Consider the following 13586-nt stretch of genomic DNA (forward strand, 5'->3'; position numbering starts at 1 on the left):
AGAGAGGAGTTCTGGCGAGTAGCGATTGACGACCCTGAATTAGCTCACCAGTTCACTGCCAACAATTCTCACGAAATGAAAAACGGAAGAGCTCCTTTCACGCGTAAAAATGACAGATTGGGAGGCAAAGTAAAATTTGAACTCCATCATGTGAACCTTGTTTCCGAGGGCGGCGGTGTATACGACATTGACAACATTCGGGTTATTACTCCCAAACGACACTCAGAACTTCACAAAGGAGAAAAAGGAAATGAGTAAATCTAATATTTCAGACTATACCGAATCAGAATTTCTCGAATTTCTAAATGTGATCTGCTGGTCTGAGCACCCAAATGAAAAGGATCAAATCAATGCGGTACTCTTATTTGAAGAGTTGACAGAACATCCGGACGGGTCTGACTTGATTTACTATGCAGATTCAGACGAAGAATCCACGCCCGAAGCTATCATTGAAAAAGTAAAGCTATGGCGGGCAGCGAACGGAAAATCAGGCTTCAAACCCGAAGAATAAGCATAAGCAGGGGAGCAAGCATTCAAACTTGCTCCCTTCACTCTACTTGTTAAATCGTATACTTCTGCAAATTCGCCATCATTTCCTTCAACGCTTCAATGTTGTCCTTCGGATGCGCCGCGCCGTCGAAATCGCAGATCTGCTGCCAATGCGCCGCGACGTCTTCCGGGGAGAACCCCACCCGAGGATCAAACCCGGCGCCGAGGCTGCGCTCCCAACGCACCTTGCCCATCCAGCCGCCACCCACTTCGAACAGCCCGGAGGTTTCCTGGCAATTTTCGCTGGCCAGGTACACCACCAACGGGCTGACCAGTTCCGGTTTCAGTTGCTCGAACACTTGCGGCGGGATCAGGCCTTCGGTCATGCGCGTGCCGCCGGTGGGGGCGATGGCGTTGACCAGGATGTTGTTCTTGCGCCCTTCGATGGCCAGGGTGCGGGTCAGGCCGTAGAGGCCGAGTTTGGCCATGCCGTAGTTGGACTGGCCGAAGTTGCCGTAGATGCCCGAGGTCGAGGCGGTGAAGATCACCCGGCCGTAATTTTGCTCGCGCAGATGCGGCCACGCGGCGCGGGTCACTTTGTAGGCGCCTTCGACGTGGACGCGGTAAACCAGGTCCCAATCGGCATCGTCCATTTTGTGGAAGGTCTTGTCCCGCAGGATGCCGGCGTTGTTGACCACCACATCGACACGACCAAACACGTCGAGGGCGTTCTGCACCAGTTTGTCACCGTCGGTGACGGAATCGTGGTTGGCTTCGGCAATGCCGCCCGCCTCGCGAATTTCAGCGACCACGCGGTCGGCCGCCGAAGCGTTGGCGCCTTCTCCCTGAGCCGTGCCGCCGAGATCGTTGACCAGCACTTTGGCGCCCTGCTTGGCGAACAGCAGCGCATGGGCCCGCCCGAGGCCGCCACCGGCGCCGGTGATGATCACGACTTTATCTTCGAAGCGCACAGACTCATTCATGGGGGGACTCCAGCAGGCCAAGGGACGATGACCTCGAGTGTCAGGCACGGGGCGGCGGGTCACAATCAAGACGAGGGGAGTGAATGGTGTGCGATAAGGCAGGGGGATGATGAGGCGGATGTTAGAGAAAGATCGCAGCCTTCGGCAGCTCCTACATTGGCATGACATACACCCGTAGGAGCTGCCGAAGGCTGCGATCTTTTCAGGAACACGCCCGTTTGAGGGGGGCCGACACCAGCCGAGCGCGAAACTCCAGGTAGTGCTCAAGCACCTGCGCCGGCGCTTCGGTCTGCGGGTAGTGGCCGATGCCGGGCAACAGCACCGTGTCAGGGTTGGGGATCAGTTCCCGGTAGCGCTCGACCATGTGCGCACCGGAAATCGGATCGACCTCGCCATCAATCACCCGCAACGGCACGTCCCCAAGCTGCATGGCGCCGACCCAGCGATCGCGCTGAACCCGCCGCTCCGGAATGTAGCCGATCAACTTGTGCATGATCCGCGGCCCGCGATTGCTGTCGATCAGGCTCCAGAAATCATCCATTTCGCTTTCGCTGGGCCGGGTCTGGGGGCCGAAGATCGGGCGGAAATTTTTCACCAGCGCGTCACGGGTAAAGGCGCGGCCGATCATCCAGCCCAACGGACTGAGCAAGAGTTTTTGCGCCAGCAACGGGCGGTGGGTTTCGGGAAACAGACCGCCATTGAGGAACACGCAACTGGCGATATTCACCCGTGCCTCGTGATGCCGGGCCAGCAATTCCTGAGCCACGCTGTCACCGTAATCGTGGGCCAGCAGGTGCACCGGCTGCTCGATGTTCAGATGTGCCAGCAGGGCCTGTTGCAAGTCGGCTTGCTCCAGCAGGCTGTACTCGTGGTTCACCGGTTTGGCCGAATCACCGAAGCCGAGCATGTCGCAGGCAATCACCCGATAACGTTGCGTGAGCGGCTGCCACAGGTAATGCCAATCCCAACTGGCGGTCGGGAAGCCGTGGATCAGCAGCAGCGGCTCACCCTGCCCGGCCGTCCAGTAACGGATGGCCTGGCCACGGAAGACGAACGTCTGGCCGCGTTTGCGCCAGACACACAGAGGAATCTCGGGGAGTGCCATTAGAGTTTATAACCCGGGGCTTGTTGATCGAGTTTGCGCAGCAGCGCCGGCCAGGCCAGCGCGCCGCCCATTCCTTGAGCACTTTTGGTCACGCCGGCAATCATCGCTTTGGCGCCCGCCAGAATCTGCGGTTCGATGGCGATCAGTTCGGCCCCGCCGTTTTGCGCCAGCACCTGGATATCGCAAGCGCGCTGGAAGGTGAACATCATCAAAAAGGTGTCGGCGATGGTGCCGCCGCAGGTCAGCAGACCGTGGTTGTGCAGCATCAGGAAATTGTTTTCACCGAGGTCGGCTTGCAGCCGCGCCTTCTCTTCGTGGTTCAGCGCCACGCCTTCGTAAGCGTGATACGCCAGGCTCGACAGCACGAACAACGATTGCTGGCTGATGGGCAAAATGCCCTGTTTCTGCGCCGACACCGCAACCCCAGCGGCGGTGTGGGTATGCAGCACACAGACAACGTCGTGACGCACTTCATGCACGGCGCTGTGAATGGTGTACCCGGCCGGGTTGATCTCGTAGGGGCTGTCCATCAGCTTGTTGCCGGCCTGATCGACCTTCACCAGGCTCGACGCGGTGATCTCGTGAAACATCAGCCCGAACGGGTTGATCAGGAAATCTTCGGTACCCGGCACCTTGGCCGAGATGTGGGTAAAGATCAGATCATCCCAGCCATGCAGCGCGACCAGGCGATAACAGGCCGCCAGATCAACGCGGGTCTGCCACTCGGCGGCACTGACCTGATCTTTGACACTGAAGGGGGATTGGGCGGGGGCGACACTCACGGCAAGAACCTCCTGGTTTTTATTATTTTGCTCACGTGTCAGCAGTCTAGTCAGCCTCCGGAATTCGTGTAGTTGCATTGGCAGCCAGCTTGATGGCCGAGCGAGTCAGTGCGGCAATCAGCTTGGATCCATGTCCTGCCACCGACTTAAAGCATCGACGCCAACATGGGGGCGGCGAACAGATTCAGCAGCCCCGTCAACACCATGACCAACCCCGCCACCGAGCCCTCTTCACCGCCCACCTCATGGGCGCGACTGACCCCGGCACCGTGAGCACCAACGCCAAACAACGCACCACGGGCCAGGGCACTGCGCAGCGGCAACCACTTGAGCAGGATGCCGCCGAGCATCGCCCCGAACACCCCGGTGAACATCACGAACACTGCCGTCAATTCCGGCACGCCGCCCAGGTCATGGGCCATCGGCATGGCGAACGGCGTGGTGATCGAACGCGGCACCAGCGACATCGTCACCGAACTGTCCAGTGCCAACGCCTTGGCCAGGCCGAACGACGTGCCGATGGACGCCGCGCTGCCGGCCAGCATCCCGAGCAACAACGCCGGCCAATGCCGCGCCAGCATCTGCCGTTGCTGCCAGATTGGTACGGCGAAGGCCACAGTGACCGGGCCCAGCACCAGCATCAGCCAATGGGTGTTGCTCGAATATTCGGCATAAGCGGTGTGCAGCGGCACGGCGAGCGCCAGCAGCAAGACCGGAACCAGAATCAGCGGCGACAGCAGATAACGCCCGGTACGCCGATAGAGCCAGCGGCTGAACAGGTAGGCGAGCAAGGTGAAGGCCAGCCAGAACATCGGCATCCATTCAAGCTTCATGGGACTTCCTCAATCGCACGACCCACTCAACGGTAAACGCCGTCACCAGCATGACCATCAAGGTGCTGACTCCGATCACCAGCAAAATCCGCCAGCCGTCGTCGCGCAGCAGGCCGCCGTAATCGAGCAGGCTCATCAGGGCGGGAATAAAGAACAACAGCATCTCGGCCATCAACAACCCGGCGCCCATCTGCAACGCCGCCGGTTTGACCCAGCCGAAGGCGAACGCCAGCAGCAACAACGCCATGCCGATCACGCCGCCCGGTATCGGCCAGGCAAGCCACGCGGCCAACTGGCAGCCGAGCAGGTAAATCGCCAGCAGTACGGCCAATTCGGCGACGAGTCGGGACAGGTATTTAATGGTTTTGGCGTTCATGGTGTCGGTCCTCACAGGCGCTCATTTTAAGGAGCAGGCTGCTATCCCAGAAGCGAATTGTTAGACTCGCCACCATTCAAAAATGGAATCAGGCCATGGAATTCAAACAACTACGCAGCTTCATCGAAGTCATGCATCAGGGCGGTTTCACCCAAGCCGCCAAGACCTTGCACATCAGCCAGTCGGCGGTGAGCAAGCAAGTGGCGCAGCTTGAGCAAAGCCTCGGCACGCCGCTGCTCGAACGCCTGGGCTCGCAATTGCGCCTGACCGCCGCCGGCAGCGTGGTGTTGCAACGGGCCGAAGGCATGCTGCGCTTGCGCAATGAATTGCTCAGCGAACTGGATGACTTGAGCCAATTGGCTCGCGGGGAGTTGCGCCTCGGTTTGCCGCTGCTGGGCAGTGACGCACTCTTCGCCGAGCTGTTTGCCGAGTACCGGCGGCGCTACCCGAACATCAGCATTCAATTGCTGGAGGGCGGCAGCCTGAACATCGAGCAGGCGGTGATGAGCGGGGAACTGGAACTGGGCGGCAGCCTGTTGCCGAAAGATCCGCAATTCGCGTTTCAGCCATTCTGCGATGAACCGCTGGACGCCTTGTTGCCGGCCGATCATCCGTTGGCCACGAAGACTGTGATTGGTTTGGAGGAATTGGCCGACACGCCGTTCCTGCTGTATCAGCGCAGTTTCGTGCTCAACGACCGTTTGCTCCAGGCCTGCCAGCAAATGGGGTTTACCCCCAAGGAAGGCGGGCGCAGCGGCCAGGCGGATTTTCTCGCGGCACTGGTGGCCGCCGGGCAAGGCGTGGTGTTGTTGCCGCGCGTGGTGGCGCGGGGGCTGGTGCGGCCAGGCGTGGTACGCCTGACCTTGAATGCACCGGATTATTTGCGCTGGGACATTGCCTTTATCTGGCGCCAGGGCGCGTACCTGTCGAAAGCCGCCCAGGCCTGGCTCGCCCTGTTGCGCGAGCGTCCGGTCAGTCGCGCAGAGCGCTGACCAGTTCGGCCAGCCAAGGCTCGGCGTCGGTTTCCGGGGTCACGCTTTCGCTGGCGTCCAGGCGCAGCATCGGCAGGACTTCACGCAAACCCAGCTCCGCGAACAGCTCGCGCATCTGCTCGCCGCCGCCGCAGAACGTGTCGCCATAGCTCGCATCGCCCAGGCCGATGACCGCGCCGGGCAAACCACGCCACGCCGCAGGCAATTGATCACGAATCATCAAATACAACGGTTGCAGGTTGTCCGGCAACTCGCCCATGCCGGTGGTCGAAGTCACGGCCAGAAACGCGTCGGGGCCAAACGCCTGAACATCGGTCAGGCTGGCGCGAGGGTTGTGCCAGGTCTCGAAACCGGCGGTTTTCAAAATATTCGCAGCGTGCCGGGCGACTTCTTCAGCCGTGCCGTACACCGAGCCCGAAAGGATGGCGACTTTCATCAATCTGATCCTGAAGCGGTAAAAGACCGGCGATATTAACAGCACCGGCAAAAAACCTGCGATCAACGCGCAATAAGTGCTGATGGCCAGTAGACAGTGCTTTTTGTTCTTCTAGAATGCAGCGCTCAATCAACTCGGAAAGGATTCTCCGATGATCAACGCGCAACTGCTGAAAATGGTGATCAACGCCTCCAACGACGGCATCGTGATTGCCGAAAAGGAAGGCGAGCTGGACAACATCCTGATTTACGTCAACCCGGCATTCGAGCGCATCACCGGATACACCAGCGAAGAAATCCTCTACCAGGACTGCCGCTTCCTGCAGGCCGGCGATCGGGATCAAGAGGCGTTGTCGCTGATTCGCGAGGCGTTGAGCAGTGGCCAATCGTGCCGGGAAATACTGCGCAATTACCGCAAGGACGGCACACCGTTCTGGAATGAGCTGTCCGTTTCTACGGTCAAGAATGAAAGCGACGGGCAAACCTATTTCATCGGCGTGCAAAAAGATGTCACGGTGCAGGTCAAGGCGCAGCAGCGTGTCGCGCAACTGGAAGCGCAAGTGGCTGAATTGCAAGCTGAGCTGGCCGCACTCAAAGCGACGAACGGCGCAAACAAATCAGCGAACTAGTTGTCATTAACTACAATCACCAATGACTTTGTAACTATTTCTTTCGAGCAAGCCATGCAACGCGACGCACTCCTCACTCAGGATGAGCTGGATTTCATCCAGACCATGCAACACAACCCGCAGCTCAATGTGCGGGATGCGACGTCGAGCCTGCTCGTCAATGGTGGTTCGCAAATCCGTGACCTGCTCACACGGCTGGCAGCCCATGAGCAAGTCACCATCCAGGCCAACTTCGAAAATCAGCAAATGACCTTCCCGCTGCATCTGGTGGAGGACGAGTTCCACGCGCTGCATTTGCGCCTGGGCGTGCCGAGTATTTTTGAAGACGGGCCGATGGTCCGCCCTTGGCGCCTGACGCTGGAAGAGCCGGTGGCGCTGGAGAATGCCAAGGGCCAGCCCGGCACGATGTGGGTCCACGAAGTCTCGTTCAAAGGGGTTTTGCTGGAAGTGCGCAACAAGACCAAACCGCCGAAGCATTTCGCGTTGTGGTTCAGCCCTTCAGGTTACGAGCGCATTGCGCTGCGCGGCACGTTCGAACGGGAAACCGAGCAAGGTTTCTTCGCGTATCAGCTGAGCCAAAGCGACAAGGACGAAACCGAACGCCTGCGCCAGTTCATCCTTCAGCAACATCGCTTGACCCATCCTGCCCTGCACGTCTGAGTTTCAAGTATCCAGGTTGCCCGCCAGGAACTGCTTCAGACGTTGTCGCATCAACAAACCTTCGTTACCCAGGCAACCGATCGAGGAACCGGCCAGGCTTTCCTGCGCCAGATCGGACGCATCACCGGCGAGCATCAGTTGGCAATCCACGCTCATGGCCAGACGATTCAGTCGGCGCGGCAGCTCCGGCGTCGGGGCATGGTTGGAAAACAGCACCAGCACCCGGGGTTTGACTCTTTCGCAAATCAGCGCCAGCTCATCGAATGGCTGGCCGATTGTGAGCACCCGCACCCCTGAATCCGCCCCGCTCAGAAACAGCGCAGCGACGAGCAGTTCGAGTTCACGGCACTGGCCGGCGAGTGCGCTGACAACGATCCGGCGCGGCGAGGTGTCTCGTACCAGCAAAAGGCGCTGCAGCACGCGCGATCGCAGAAAACCATCGAAGAACAACCACTCGCTGGTCTGGCCGAACATGTCCTGACGCTGTAACAGTTGTTTCCAGAGCGGCATCAGAATGTCCTGGAAGACCACGGGCAGCGAATAACTGGAAAAAATCTGCCCGTAGACCCGCTCCAGTTGAATGTCGTCAAACGCGCTGACAGCCTCATGCACTTGCTGTTGCCATTGGGCGTAGTCAGCAAGAATGAGTTCATTGGGGATAATGTTCGAGAGGGCTTTGAGCGGCTCGGTCTTGGCCAGTATCTTGCCGACCTTGCTGACCGCCACGCCACGGTCGATCCAGCCGAGGATGCTACGAACAGTCTCGATATCGGTCATGGAGTACAGCCGATGCCCGCTTTCGGTGCGCGTCGGTTGAATCAGACCGTAACGACGTTCCCAGGCCCGCAGCGTGACCGGATTGATCCCGGTAAGGCGCGACACCTCTCGAATAGGAAAGAGTTCTTCCCGTTCCAGGGAAGCAACTGGCGGCAAGCCAGGGACAACGTCAGTCAGGACAGGCATTGGGTGGCGGGTGTCCGTAGGCAAATTGGATCCTATTCTAACGCCTATCCCCCGCAATCATTCAAGTGTGTTGGCGGACGACGAATGTCTCTGGTGTAATTTTCATATTCAGGAATAATCCTTGCTTGTCCAAAGACGCAGCCCACTACCCCGGCGCTGTGCCTGGCGAAACTCCTACCCGGAGTCACGCGATCGTTTTACGGAGATACAAAATGTCTACCTCCCCCGTCACGCTGATGGTGGCGCGCCGCGTTGCCGATGGCCGTTATCAGGACCTGATAGCCTGGTTGCACGAAGGCGAACAACTGGCCACCGACTTCCCCGGTTATCTTGGCTCTGGCGTGCTCGCTCCGCCGCCCGACGATAACGAATTCCAGATTATCTTCCGCTTCGCCGACGAAAAGACCCTGCACGCCTGGGAGCATTCCGTCTCTCGCACCGCCTGGTTGGGACGCGGCAGCGACTTGTTTGCGCATCCGACCGAACATCGGGTCAGCGGCATCGAAGGCTGGTTCGGCGCGGTCGGCCAACGTCCACCACGCTGGAAACAGGCCGTGGCGATCTGGCTGGCGTTTTTCCCGGTGTCGCTGCTGTTCAACTTTGTGCTGGGGCCGTTGCTCGGCGAAATGAGCCTGTTGCCTCGGGTGTTCATCAGTACCTTGTGCCTGACGCCCTTGATGGTCTACTTCTTTATTCCGCTGTCCACGCATTTGCTGGCGAACTGGCTGCACAGCGCGCCGGCCCGGTCATTACCTGCCACGCCTTCCCCGCAAAACCGCTGATCCCGCAGGAGCAAGGCTTGCCCGCGATGAACGATGACGCGGTCTGACAGAAAGACCGAGTCGTCTCAATCGCGGGCGAGCCATGCTCCTACAGGTCGTAGGTGAACGGTTGTCGTCGCTGGTATAGTTTTGCTCTTACCGCGACGCGAGCCGTTCATGACCTCTTCCGCAGCCCCAATCCTCATCACCGGTGCCGGCCAGCGTGTCGGTTTGCACTGCGCGCGGCGTTTGCTTGAAGATGGTCACCGCGTGATCTTCAGCTACCGCAGCGAACGCCCCGGCGTGCAGACCTTGCGCGATCTGGGCGCGACGGCGCTGTTTGCAGACTTCGCCAGCGAAGCCGGCATCCTCGCGTTCATCAGTGAACTCAACACCCACACCGACAGCCTGCGGGCGATTGTCCACAATGCCTCCGAGTGGCTGGCCGAAACACCGGACACCGAGGCGCAGGCCTTTACCCGGATGTTCAACGTGCACATGCTCGCGCCCTACCTGATCAACCTGCACTGCGCCGACTTGTTGCAACGCTCAAGCCCGGCTGACATCGTGCACATCAGCGACGATGTGACCCGCAAGGGCAGCAGCCGGCATATCGGCTATTGCGCCAGCAAAGCCGGGCTCGACAGCCTGACCCTGTCCTTCGCCGCGAAATATGCGCCAACGATCAAGGTCAACGGTATCGCCCCTGCCCTGCTATTGTTCAACCCCGACGACGACGCGGCGTACCGTGCCAAGGCCCTGGCCAAGTCCGCGCTGGGCATCGAACCCGGCAGCGAAGTGATCTACCAGAGCCTGCGCTACTTGCTCGATAACCCTTATGTCACCGGCACGACCCTGACCGTCAACGGCGGACGGCACGTCAAATAAGCCGCCCCCGCGAGGATGCACCATGACGTTATCCCTGCCCCAGAATGCCCTGTCCCAGAACTACCGAGAGATCCTCATCGGCGTCGGCGAAGACCCCGACCGCGAAGGTCTGCAAGACACACCGATGCGCGCGGCCAAAGCCATGCAGTACCTGTGTCATGGCTACGAGCAAAGCGTCGAGGAGATCGTTAACGGCGCGCTGTTTTCGTCCGATACCGACGAAATGATCATCGTCGCCGACATCGAGCTCTATTCGTTGTGCGAGCACCACCTGCTGCCCTTCATCGGCAAGGCCCACGTGGCTTATATTCCGACCGGCAAGGTGTTGGGCCTGTCGAAGATCGCACGCCTGGTGGACATGTTCGCCCGACGCCTGCAAATTCAGGAAAACCTCACCCGGCAGATCGCCGACGCCGTTCAGCAAGTGACGGACGCCGCCGGTGTCGCAGTGGTGATCGAGGCCAAGCACATGTGCATGATGATGCGCGGCGTCGAGAAACAGAATTCGACCATGAACACCTCGGTGATGCTCGGCGCCTTCCGCGAGTCGAGCAACACCCGCCAGGAGTTCCTGCAATTGATTGGACGGAGCAAGTAGCAATGCCACAACTTCAACCAGGAATGGCGCGCATCCGGGTCAAGGACCTGTGCCTGCGCACTTTCATCGGCATCAACGAGGACGAAATCCTCAACAAGCAGGATGTGTTGATCAACCTGACCATCCTGTACGCGGCACAAGAAGCGGTGCGCGACAACGACATCGATCACGCGCTGAACTACCGCACCATCACCAAGGCGATCATCGCCCACGTGGAGGGCAATCGCTTTGCCCTGCTCGAACGCCTGACCCAGGAACTGCTGGACCTGGTCATGGCCAACGAATCGGTGCTGTACGCCGAAGTGGAAGTCGATAAACCCCACGCCCTGCGATTTGCCGAGTCGGTGTCGATAACGCTGGCAGCGAGCCGCTAGCTTCAAGCTTCAAGCGGCAAGCTGTAAACTTCGCCGCACCGCAATCCATCTTGCAGCTTGAAGCTTGCCGCTTGAAGCTGTCTCTTCGAGACAACCATGAACGATCAACAACGCCTGGAACTTGAAGCCGCCGCCTTCCGCCGGCTGGTTGCCCACCTGGACAGCCGCAAGGATGTGCAAAACATCGACCTGATGAACCTCTCGGGTTTCTGCCGCAACTGCCTGTCCAAGTGGTACAAGGCCGCTGCCGACGAACGCCAGATCGAGGTCAGCCTCGACGACGCCCGTGAAGTGGTTTACGGCATGCCGTACGCCGAATGGAAAGCCCAATACCAGCAAGAAGCCAGCGCCGAGCAACAAGCGGCGTTCGCCAAAGGAAAACCCAAAGATTAAGCGCTTGCCAAGTGCCTGCACCGTTACATGGTCCGGACTCGCGGTGAACGAAGCCCTATCGGCTCAGCAAAAGCAGCGCAAAAACCAGGAGTGATTCACGTCCTGTGCCCCCTCTCAACACGAACTACCCGTGTTGAGGGGCTCAGAATTTCACATTGAAGCCGCCATACATCGCTCGAGGCGCCGCAGGGGTGATTGTTTGGGGATTTGATAGCCCAAGCGAGGGGATGTCACCAACGGCAGCGAAAGTACCGTAAGTGGCATATTTGCGATCAAAGGCATTGTCCAGTTTCGCGAACAGTTTGATTTTGTCGGTGAGTTGATAGGCGCTGTGGACATTGAAAACCGCATACCCGCCCAACTTGGCATTCCGGTTTGAATCGTCGCCAATATAGTGCTGACTACTGTTGGCGATCGTATCTGCCCCCAGGCTCAAGGCAGGGGTCAATTTATAATCAGCGCCCATTTTCAGTTGTAACGGCGAAATACCAGGGATTTTGTCGCCGGGGGTGACAGAGATATTGCCGTTTGCATCGGCCTCCGGATTGTTGGCCGAGACCAGGGTCAGGCTGGATTGGTAGGTTGCATCAACATAGGCCAGCGTCGTGTAGGCAGACCAGTCGGTGGTTCGGTACTGGATGAATGCGTCGATACCCTGTCGACGGGTTTTGCCCGCATTCACATAGTAGCCAAAGCCTGGGACCAGGCTGCTGGGCTGACTGACGATGTCATCGCTGTTGTTAGTACGGAAGGCGCCGACTTTCCAGTCAATCGCCGAGTCGGCGGTCACCGTGCTGTGACCACGAAGACCGGCCTCGTATGTCCTTGAGACCACCTGCTTCAGGGTGGGGTCTGACACCAGAAAGCCTTCGAGCAAGCAGGGTTTCGCCGGGTCTGCACAACCCAGTTCAAGCGGTGTGGGGGCACGGTTGGCTTCGGAGTAGCCGCCGTAGACCGTCAGGTCTGGCGTTAGCTTGTACGTGAGGCCCGCGAGTGGATTCAAGCGAGTGTAGCGATGATTACCGGTGAGTTCGGGGGAGGTTCCCAGCGAGTCATTCAGGTTGATCTGAGCGATATTCAGCCGCGCACCGGCCGTGGCCGACAAACGATCTGTGATGTCGAGCGTATCGGAGGCAAACAGCCCCTGATAAGTATTCTTCGCTCTTAGCCTGACTGGCTGAATCAATCCGTCGGTGGTCTGGTAAGTGATTCCGGAGCCGATCACGTAAGGGTCTATCGTTGTGTCCGGTATCGTCCCGAGCTCATTGCTTCCAGAAAACGACAGGCTGGAATAGTCGATGTTGGCGCCTGCTACAAAATGATTGTCCAGGCTCAGGAGCGAACCGTCATACGTGGTCTGGAGAGAGCCGCCAACCGTGTCAGAGTCGACGTGGGTCCGGTCTATCGACCCGGCGATCCCCTGGTTCGATCCGGTGCCAGTCAGCAAGCTCGAGGATAGATTTTCTCCACTCGCAGCGTTCTGCCCGAGCGCACCGCCAAGGCATAACAGAGTTGGATCATCCGCACATCCAGCAACATCGGAGGTGTTGCCATCGACATGTTTCTGGTCGAAATGACGCACGTAGATATTGCTTTGCACCGCCCAGTTGTCATTGATCGATACCTTGCCGTTAAGGCCGATCATCAACATATTGTTTTCTGTTGTCTGGGGGAACGTGTAGACGCTCGAGTATTTACGGCTCAACTCCTCGACGGGGGTCGGGCCAATGACACCCAGCGTGTTCGACGCGCCCGAGATGTTCAGATGGAACTCTCGATTGTCGTCCTTGTACCCAAGGTCGGTGTAAAACCGCTTGATCCTGGAAGCGGAGTGATCACGCCAGCCATCTTCATGGATTTCTTCAGCGGAGGTGTAAACGGCCCAGTTATCTTTTTGAGCGCCGTATTGGAGAGAGTTGCCGATTCGTCCGAATGATCCTCCTGTGACCTCTGCTTCCAGTCCGTCATAGGTAAAGCCATTCTTGAGTTGCAGATTGATCGCCCCGCCGAGGGCGTTAAGTCCGAAGACCGGGTTGCTGGTCCACACGTCTGCGCGGTCAATGGCTACCGTTGGCACCAGGTCAAAATTCACGGTATCGCCAAACGCTTCGTTGATACGCACGCCATTGAGATAAACGGCCAGCCCCTGGGGGGTTCCTTGAACAGCAGAAGCCCTGAAGCCACGCAAATTGATGTCCTGGGAGAACGGGTTGCCTTGGACATCGGAGATCTCAAGGCCTGGAGTCTGTTGCGACAACGTGTCCAATACCGAAGCTGATTTATTGCGATCGAAATCATCGGAAATCAGCGGTTGGGTATCGCTAG

18 protein-coding genes are annotated in these 13586 nt (G+C 58.7%); 10 read left to right on the forward strand and 8 right to left on the reverse strand.

The window, feature by feature from the left end; genetic code table 11:
• On the forward strand, positions 1-258 hold a 258-nt coding region (locus V5E99_RS30370), incomplete at its 5' end, for an HNH endonuclease signature motif containing protein (protein ID WP_499806184.1).
• Positions 251-511, forward strand: coding sequence for a bacteriocin immunity protein (locus V5E99_RS30375; protein ID WP_499806185.1), 261 nt, complete (start codon positions 251-253; stop codon positions 509-511). The genes V5E99_RS30370 and V5E99_RS30375, both read left to right, overlap by 8 nt.
• A gap of 49 nt (positions 512-560) precedes the next feature.
• Here V5E99_RS30375 and V5E99_RS30380 read toward each other — a convergent pair whose 3' ends face one another.
• The 5 genes from V5E99_RS30380 to V5E99_RS30400 all read right to left on the reverse strand — a co-directional run bounded on the left by V5E99_RS30380 (position 561) and on the right by V5E99_RS30400 (position 4568).
• Complete coding sequence (locus V5E99_RS30380; protein WP_499806186.1) at positions 561-1472, reverse strand: SDR family oxidoreductase; 912 nt, start codon at positions 1470-1472, stop codon at positions 561-563.
• A gap of 202 nt (positions 1473-1674) precedes the next feature.
• Positions 1675-2577: an alpha/beta fold hydrolase gene (locus V5E99_RS30385; protein ID WP_499806187.1), complete on the reverse strand. Its 903-nt coding sequence runs from the start codon at positions 2575-2577 to the stop codon at positions 1675-1677.
• The gene (locus tag V5E99_RS30390; protein WP_499806188.1) at positions 2577-3359 is read right to left on the reverse strand and encodes a class II aldolase/adducin family protein; all 783 of its coding nucleotides are present in this window, start codon (positions 3357-3359) and stop codon (positions 2577-2579) included. Before V5E99_RS30390 ends, V5E99_RS30385 begins: the two co-directional genes overlap by 1 nt.
• Before the next feature lie 146 nt (positions 3360-3505).
• Complete coding sequence (locus V5E99_RS30395) at positions 3506-4192, reverse strand: LrgB family protein (protein WP_499806189.1); 687 nt, start codon at positions 4190-4192, stop codon at positions 3506-3508.
• Complete coding sequence (locus tag V5E99_RS30400) at positions 4182-4568, reverse strand: CidA/LrgA family protein (protein ID WP_499806190.1); 387 nt, start codon at positions 4566-4568, stop codon at positions 4182-4184. The genes V5E99_RS30395 and V5E99_RS30400 overlap by 11 nt, the downstream gene beginning before the upstream one ends.
• A 95-nt stretch (positions 4569-4663) precedes the next feature.
• Between V5E99_RS30400 and V5E99_RS30405 the strand changes: the two genes are divergently transcribed.
• On the forward strand, positions 4664-5560 hold the full coding sequence (locus tag V5E99_RS30405) for a LysR family transcriptional regulator (protein ID WP_499806191.1): 897 nt from the start codon (positions 4664-4666) through the stop codon (positions 5558-5560).
• On the opposite strand, the gene V5E99_RS30410 is transcribed toward V5E99_RS30405, so the two are convergent.
• A complete protein-coding gene (locus V5E99_RS30410; RefSeq protein ID WP_499806192.1) occupies positions 5541-5996 on the reverse strand; it encodes a flavodoxin in 456 nt (151 codons plus the stop codon). The genes V5E99_RS30405 and V5E99_RS30410 overlap by 20 nt on opposite strands.
• A 151-nt stretch (positions 5997-6147) precedes the next feature.
• Here V5E99_RS30410 and V5E99_RS30415 point away from each other — a divergent pair, with 151 nt between their 5' ends.
• Both V5E99_RS30415 and V5E99_RS30420 read left to right on the forward strand, forming a co-directional pair.
• Complete coding sequence (locus V5E99_RS30415; RefSeq protein WP_499806193.1) at positions 6148-6624, forward strand: PAS domain-containing protein; 477 nt, start codon at positions 6148-6150, stop codon at positions 6622-6624.
• Positions 6625-6678: 54 nt separating this feature from the next.
• Complete coding sequence (locus V5E99_RS30420) at positions 6679-7284, forward strand: hypothetical protein (RefSeq protein WP_054616118.1); 606 nt, start codon at positions 6679-6681, stop codon at positions 7282-7284.
• 3 nt (positions 7285-7287) lie between these two features.
• Here V5E99_RS30420 and V5E99_RS30425 read toward each other — a convergent pair whose 3' ends face one another.
• Positions 7288-8247 (reverse strand): MerR family transcriptional regulator, encoded by a 960-nt coding sequence (locus V5E99_RS30425; RefSeq protein ID WP_499806194.1) that lies wholly within the window; start codon positions 8245-8247, stop codon positions 7288-7290.
• Between the two features lie 212 nt (positions 8248-8459).
• Here V5E99_RS30425 and V5E99_RS30430 point away from each other — a divergent pair, with 212 nt between their 5' ends.
• The 5 genes from V5E99_RS30430 (at position 8460) to V5E99_RS30450 (ending at position 11261) form a co-directional block, all read left to right on the forward strand.
• Positions 8460-9029: an antibiotic biosynthesis monooxygenase gene (locus V5E99_RS30430; protein ID WP_499806195.1), complete on the forward strand. Its 570-nt coding sequence runs from the start codon at positions 8460-8462 to the stop codon at positions 9027-9029.
• A gap of 156 nt (positions 9030-9185) precedes the next feature.
• Complete coding sequence (gene folM, locus V5E99_RS30435; protein ID WP_499806196.1) at positions 9186-9896, forward strand: dihydromonapterin reductase; 711 nt, start codon at positions 9186-9188, stop codon at positions 9894-9896.
• Positions 9897-9918: 22 nt separating this feature from the next.
• A complete protein-coding gene (gene folE / locus V5E99_RS30440; protein WP_499806197.1) occupies positions 9919-10494 on the forward strand; it encodes a GTP cyclohydrolase I FolE in 576 nt (191 codons plus the stop codon).
• Between the two features lie 2 nt (positions 10495-10496).
• Complete coding sequence (gene folX / locus V5E99_RS30445; protein ID WP_201195761.1) at positions 10497-10868, forward strand: dihydroneopterin triphosphate 2'-epimerase; 372 nt, start codon at positions 10497-10499, stop codon at positions 10866-10868.
• A gap of 96 nt (positions 10869-10964) precedes the next feature.
• Positions 10965-11261 carry a DUF1244 domain-containing protein gene (locus tag V5E99_RS30450; protein ID WP_499806198.1) on the forward strand — a complete coding sequence of 99 codons (297 nt, stop codon included), beginning with the start codon at positions 10965-10967 and terminating at the stop codon, positions 11259-11261.
• 142 nt (positions 11262-11403) lie between these two features.
• Here V5E99_RS30450 and V5E99_RS30455 read toward each other — a convergent pair.
• A partial coding sequence (locus tag V5E99_RS30455; RefSeq protein WP_499806199.1) for a TonB-dependent receptor occupies positions 11404-13586 on the reverse strand: 2183 nt, incomplete at its 5' end.

It is taken from the genome of Janthinobacterium sp. LPB2021202312-11-4, assembly GCF_037049705.1.
In the GTDB taxonomy this organism is placed as follows: Bacteria; Pseudomonadota; Gammaproteobacteria; order Pseudomonadales; family Pseudomonadaceae; genus Aquipseudomonas.

Coding starts and splice junctions, on each gene's coding strand:
- V5E99_RS30430 (WP_499806195.1), top strand. CDS start 8,460: ATGTCTACCTCCCCCGTCACGCTGATGGTGGCGCGCCGCGTTGCCGAT.
- folE (WP_499806197.1), top strand. CDS start 9,919: ATGACGTTATCCCTGCCCCAGAATGCCCTGTCCCAGAACTACCGAGAG.
- V5E99_RS30375 (WP_499806185.1), top strand. CDS start 251: ATGAGTAAATCTAATATTTCAGACTATACCGAATCAGAATTTCTCGAA.
- folM (WP_499806196.1), top strand. CDS start 9,186: ATGACCTCTTCCGCAGCCCCAATCCTCATCACCGGTGCCGGCCAGCGT.
- V5E99_RS30420 (WP_054616118.1), top strand. CDS start 6,679: ATGCAACGCGACGCACTCCTCACTCAGGATGAGCTGGATTTCATCCAG.
- V5E99_RS30395 (WP_499806189.1), bottom strand. CDS start 4,192: ATGAAGCTTGAATGGATGCCGATGTTCTGGCTGGCCTTCACCTTGCTC.
- V5E99_RS30410 (WP_499806192.1), bottom strand. CDS start 5,996: ATGAAAGTCGCCATCCTTTCGGGCTCGGTGTACGGCACGGCTGAAGAA.
- V5E99_RS30400 (WP_499806190.1), bottom strand. CDS start 4,568: ATGAACGCCAAAACCATTAAATACCTGTCCCGACTCGTCGCCGAATTG.
- folX (WP_201195761.1), top strand. CDS start 10,497: ATGCCACAACTTCAACCAGGAATGGCGCGCATCCGGGTCAAGGACCTG.
- V5E99_RS30415 (WP_499806193.1), top strand. CDS start 6,148: ATGATCAACGCGCAACTGCTGAAAATGGTGATCAACGCCTCCAACGAC.
- V5E99_RS30385 (WP_499806187.1), bottom strand. CDS start 2,577: ATGGCACTCCCCGAGATTCCTCTGTGTGTCTGGCGCAAACGCGGCCAG.
- V5E99_RS30380 (WP_499806186.1), bottom strand. CDS start 1,472: ATGAATGAGTCTGTGCGCTTCGAAGATAAAGTCGTGATCATCACCGGC.
- V5E99_RS30425 (WP_499806194.1), bottom strand. CDS start 8,247: ATGCCTGTCCTGACTGACGTTGTCCCTGGCTTGCCGCCAGTTGCTTCC.
- V5E99_RS30450 (WP_499806198.1), top strand. CDS start 10,965: ATGAACGATCAACAACGCCTGGAACTTGAAGCCGCCGCCTTCCGCCGG.
- V5E99_RS30405 (WP_499806191.1), top strand. CDS start 4,664: ATGGAATTCAAACAACTACGCAGCTTCATCGAAGTCATGCATCAGGGC.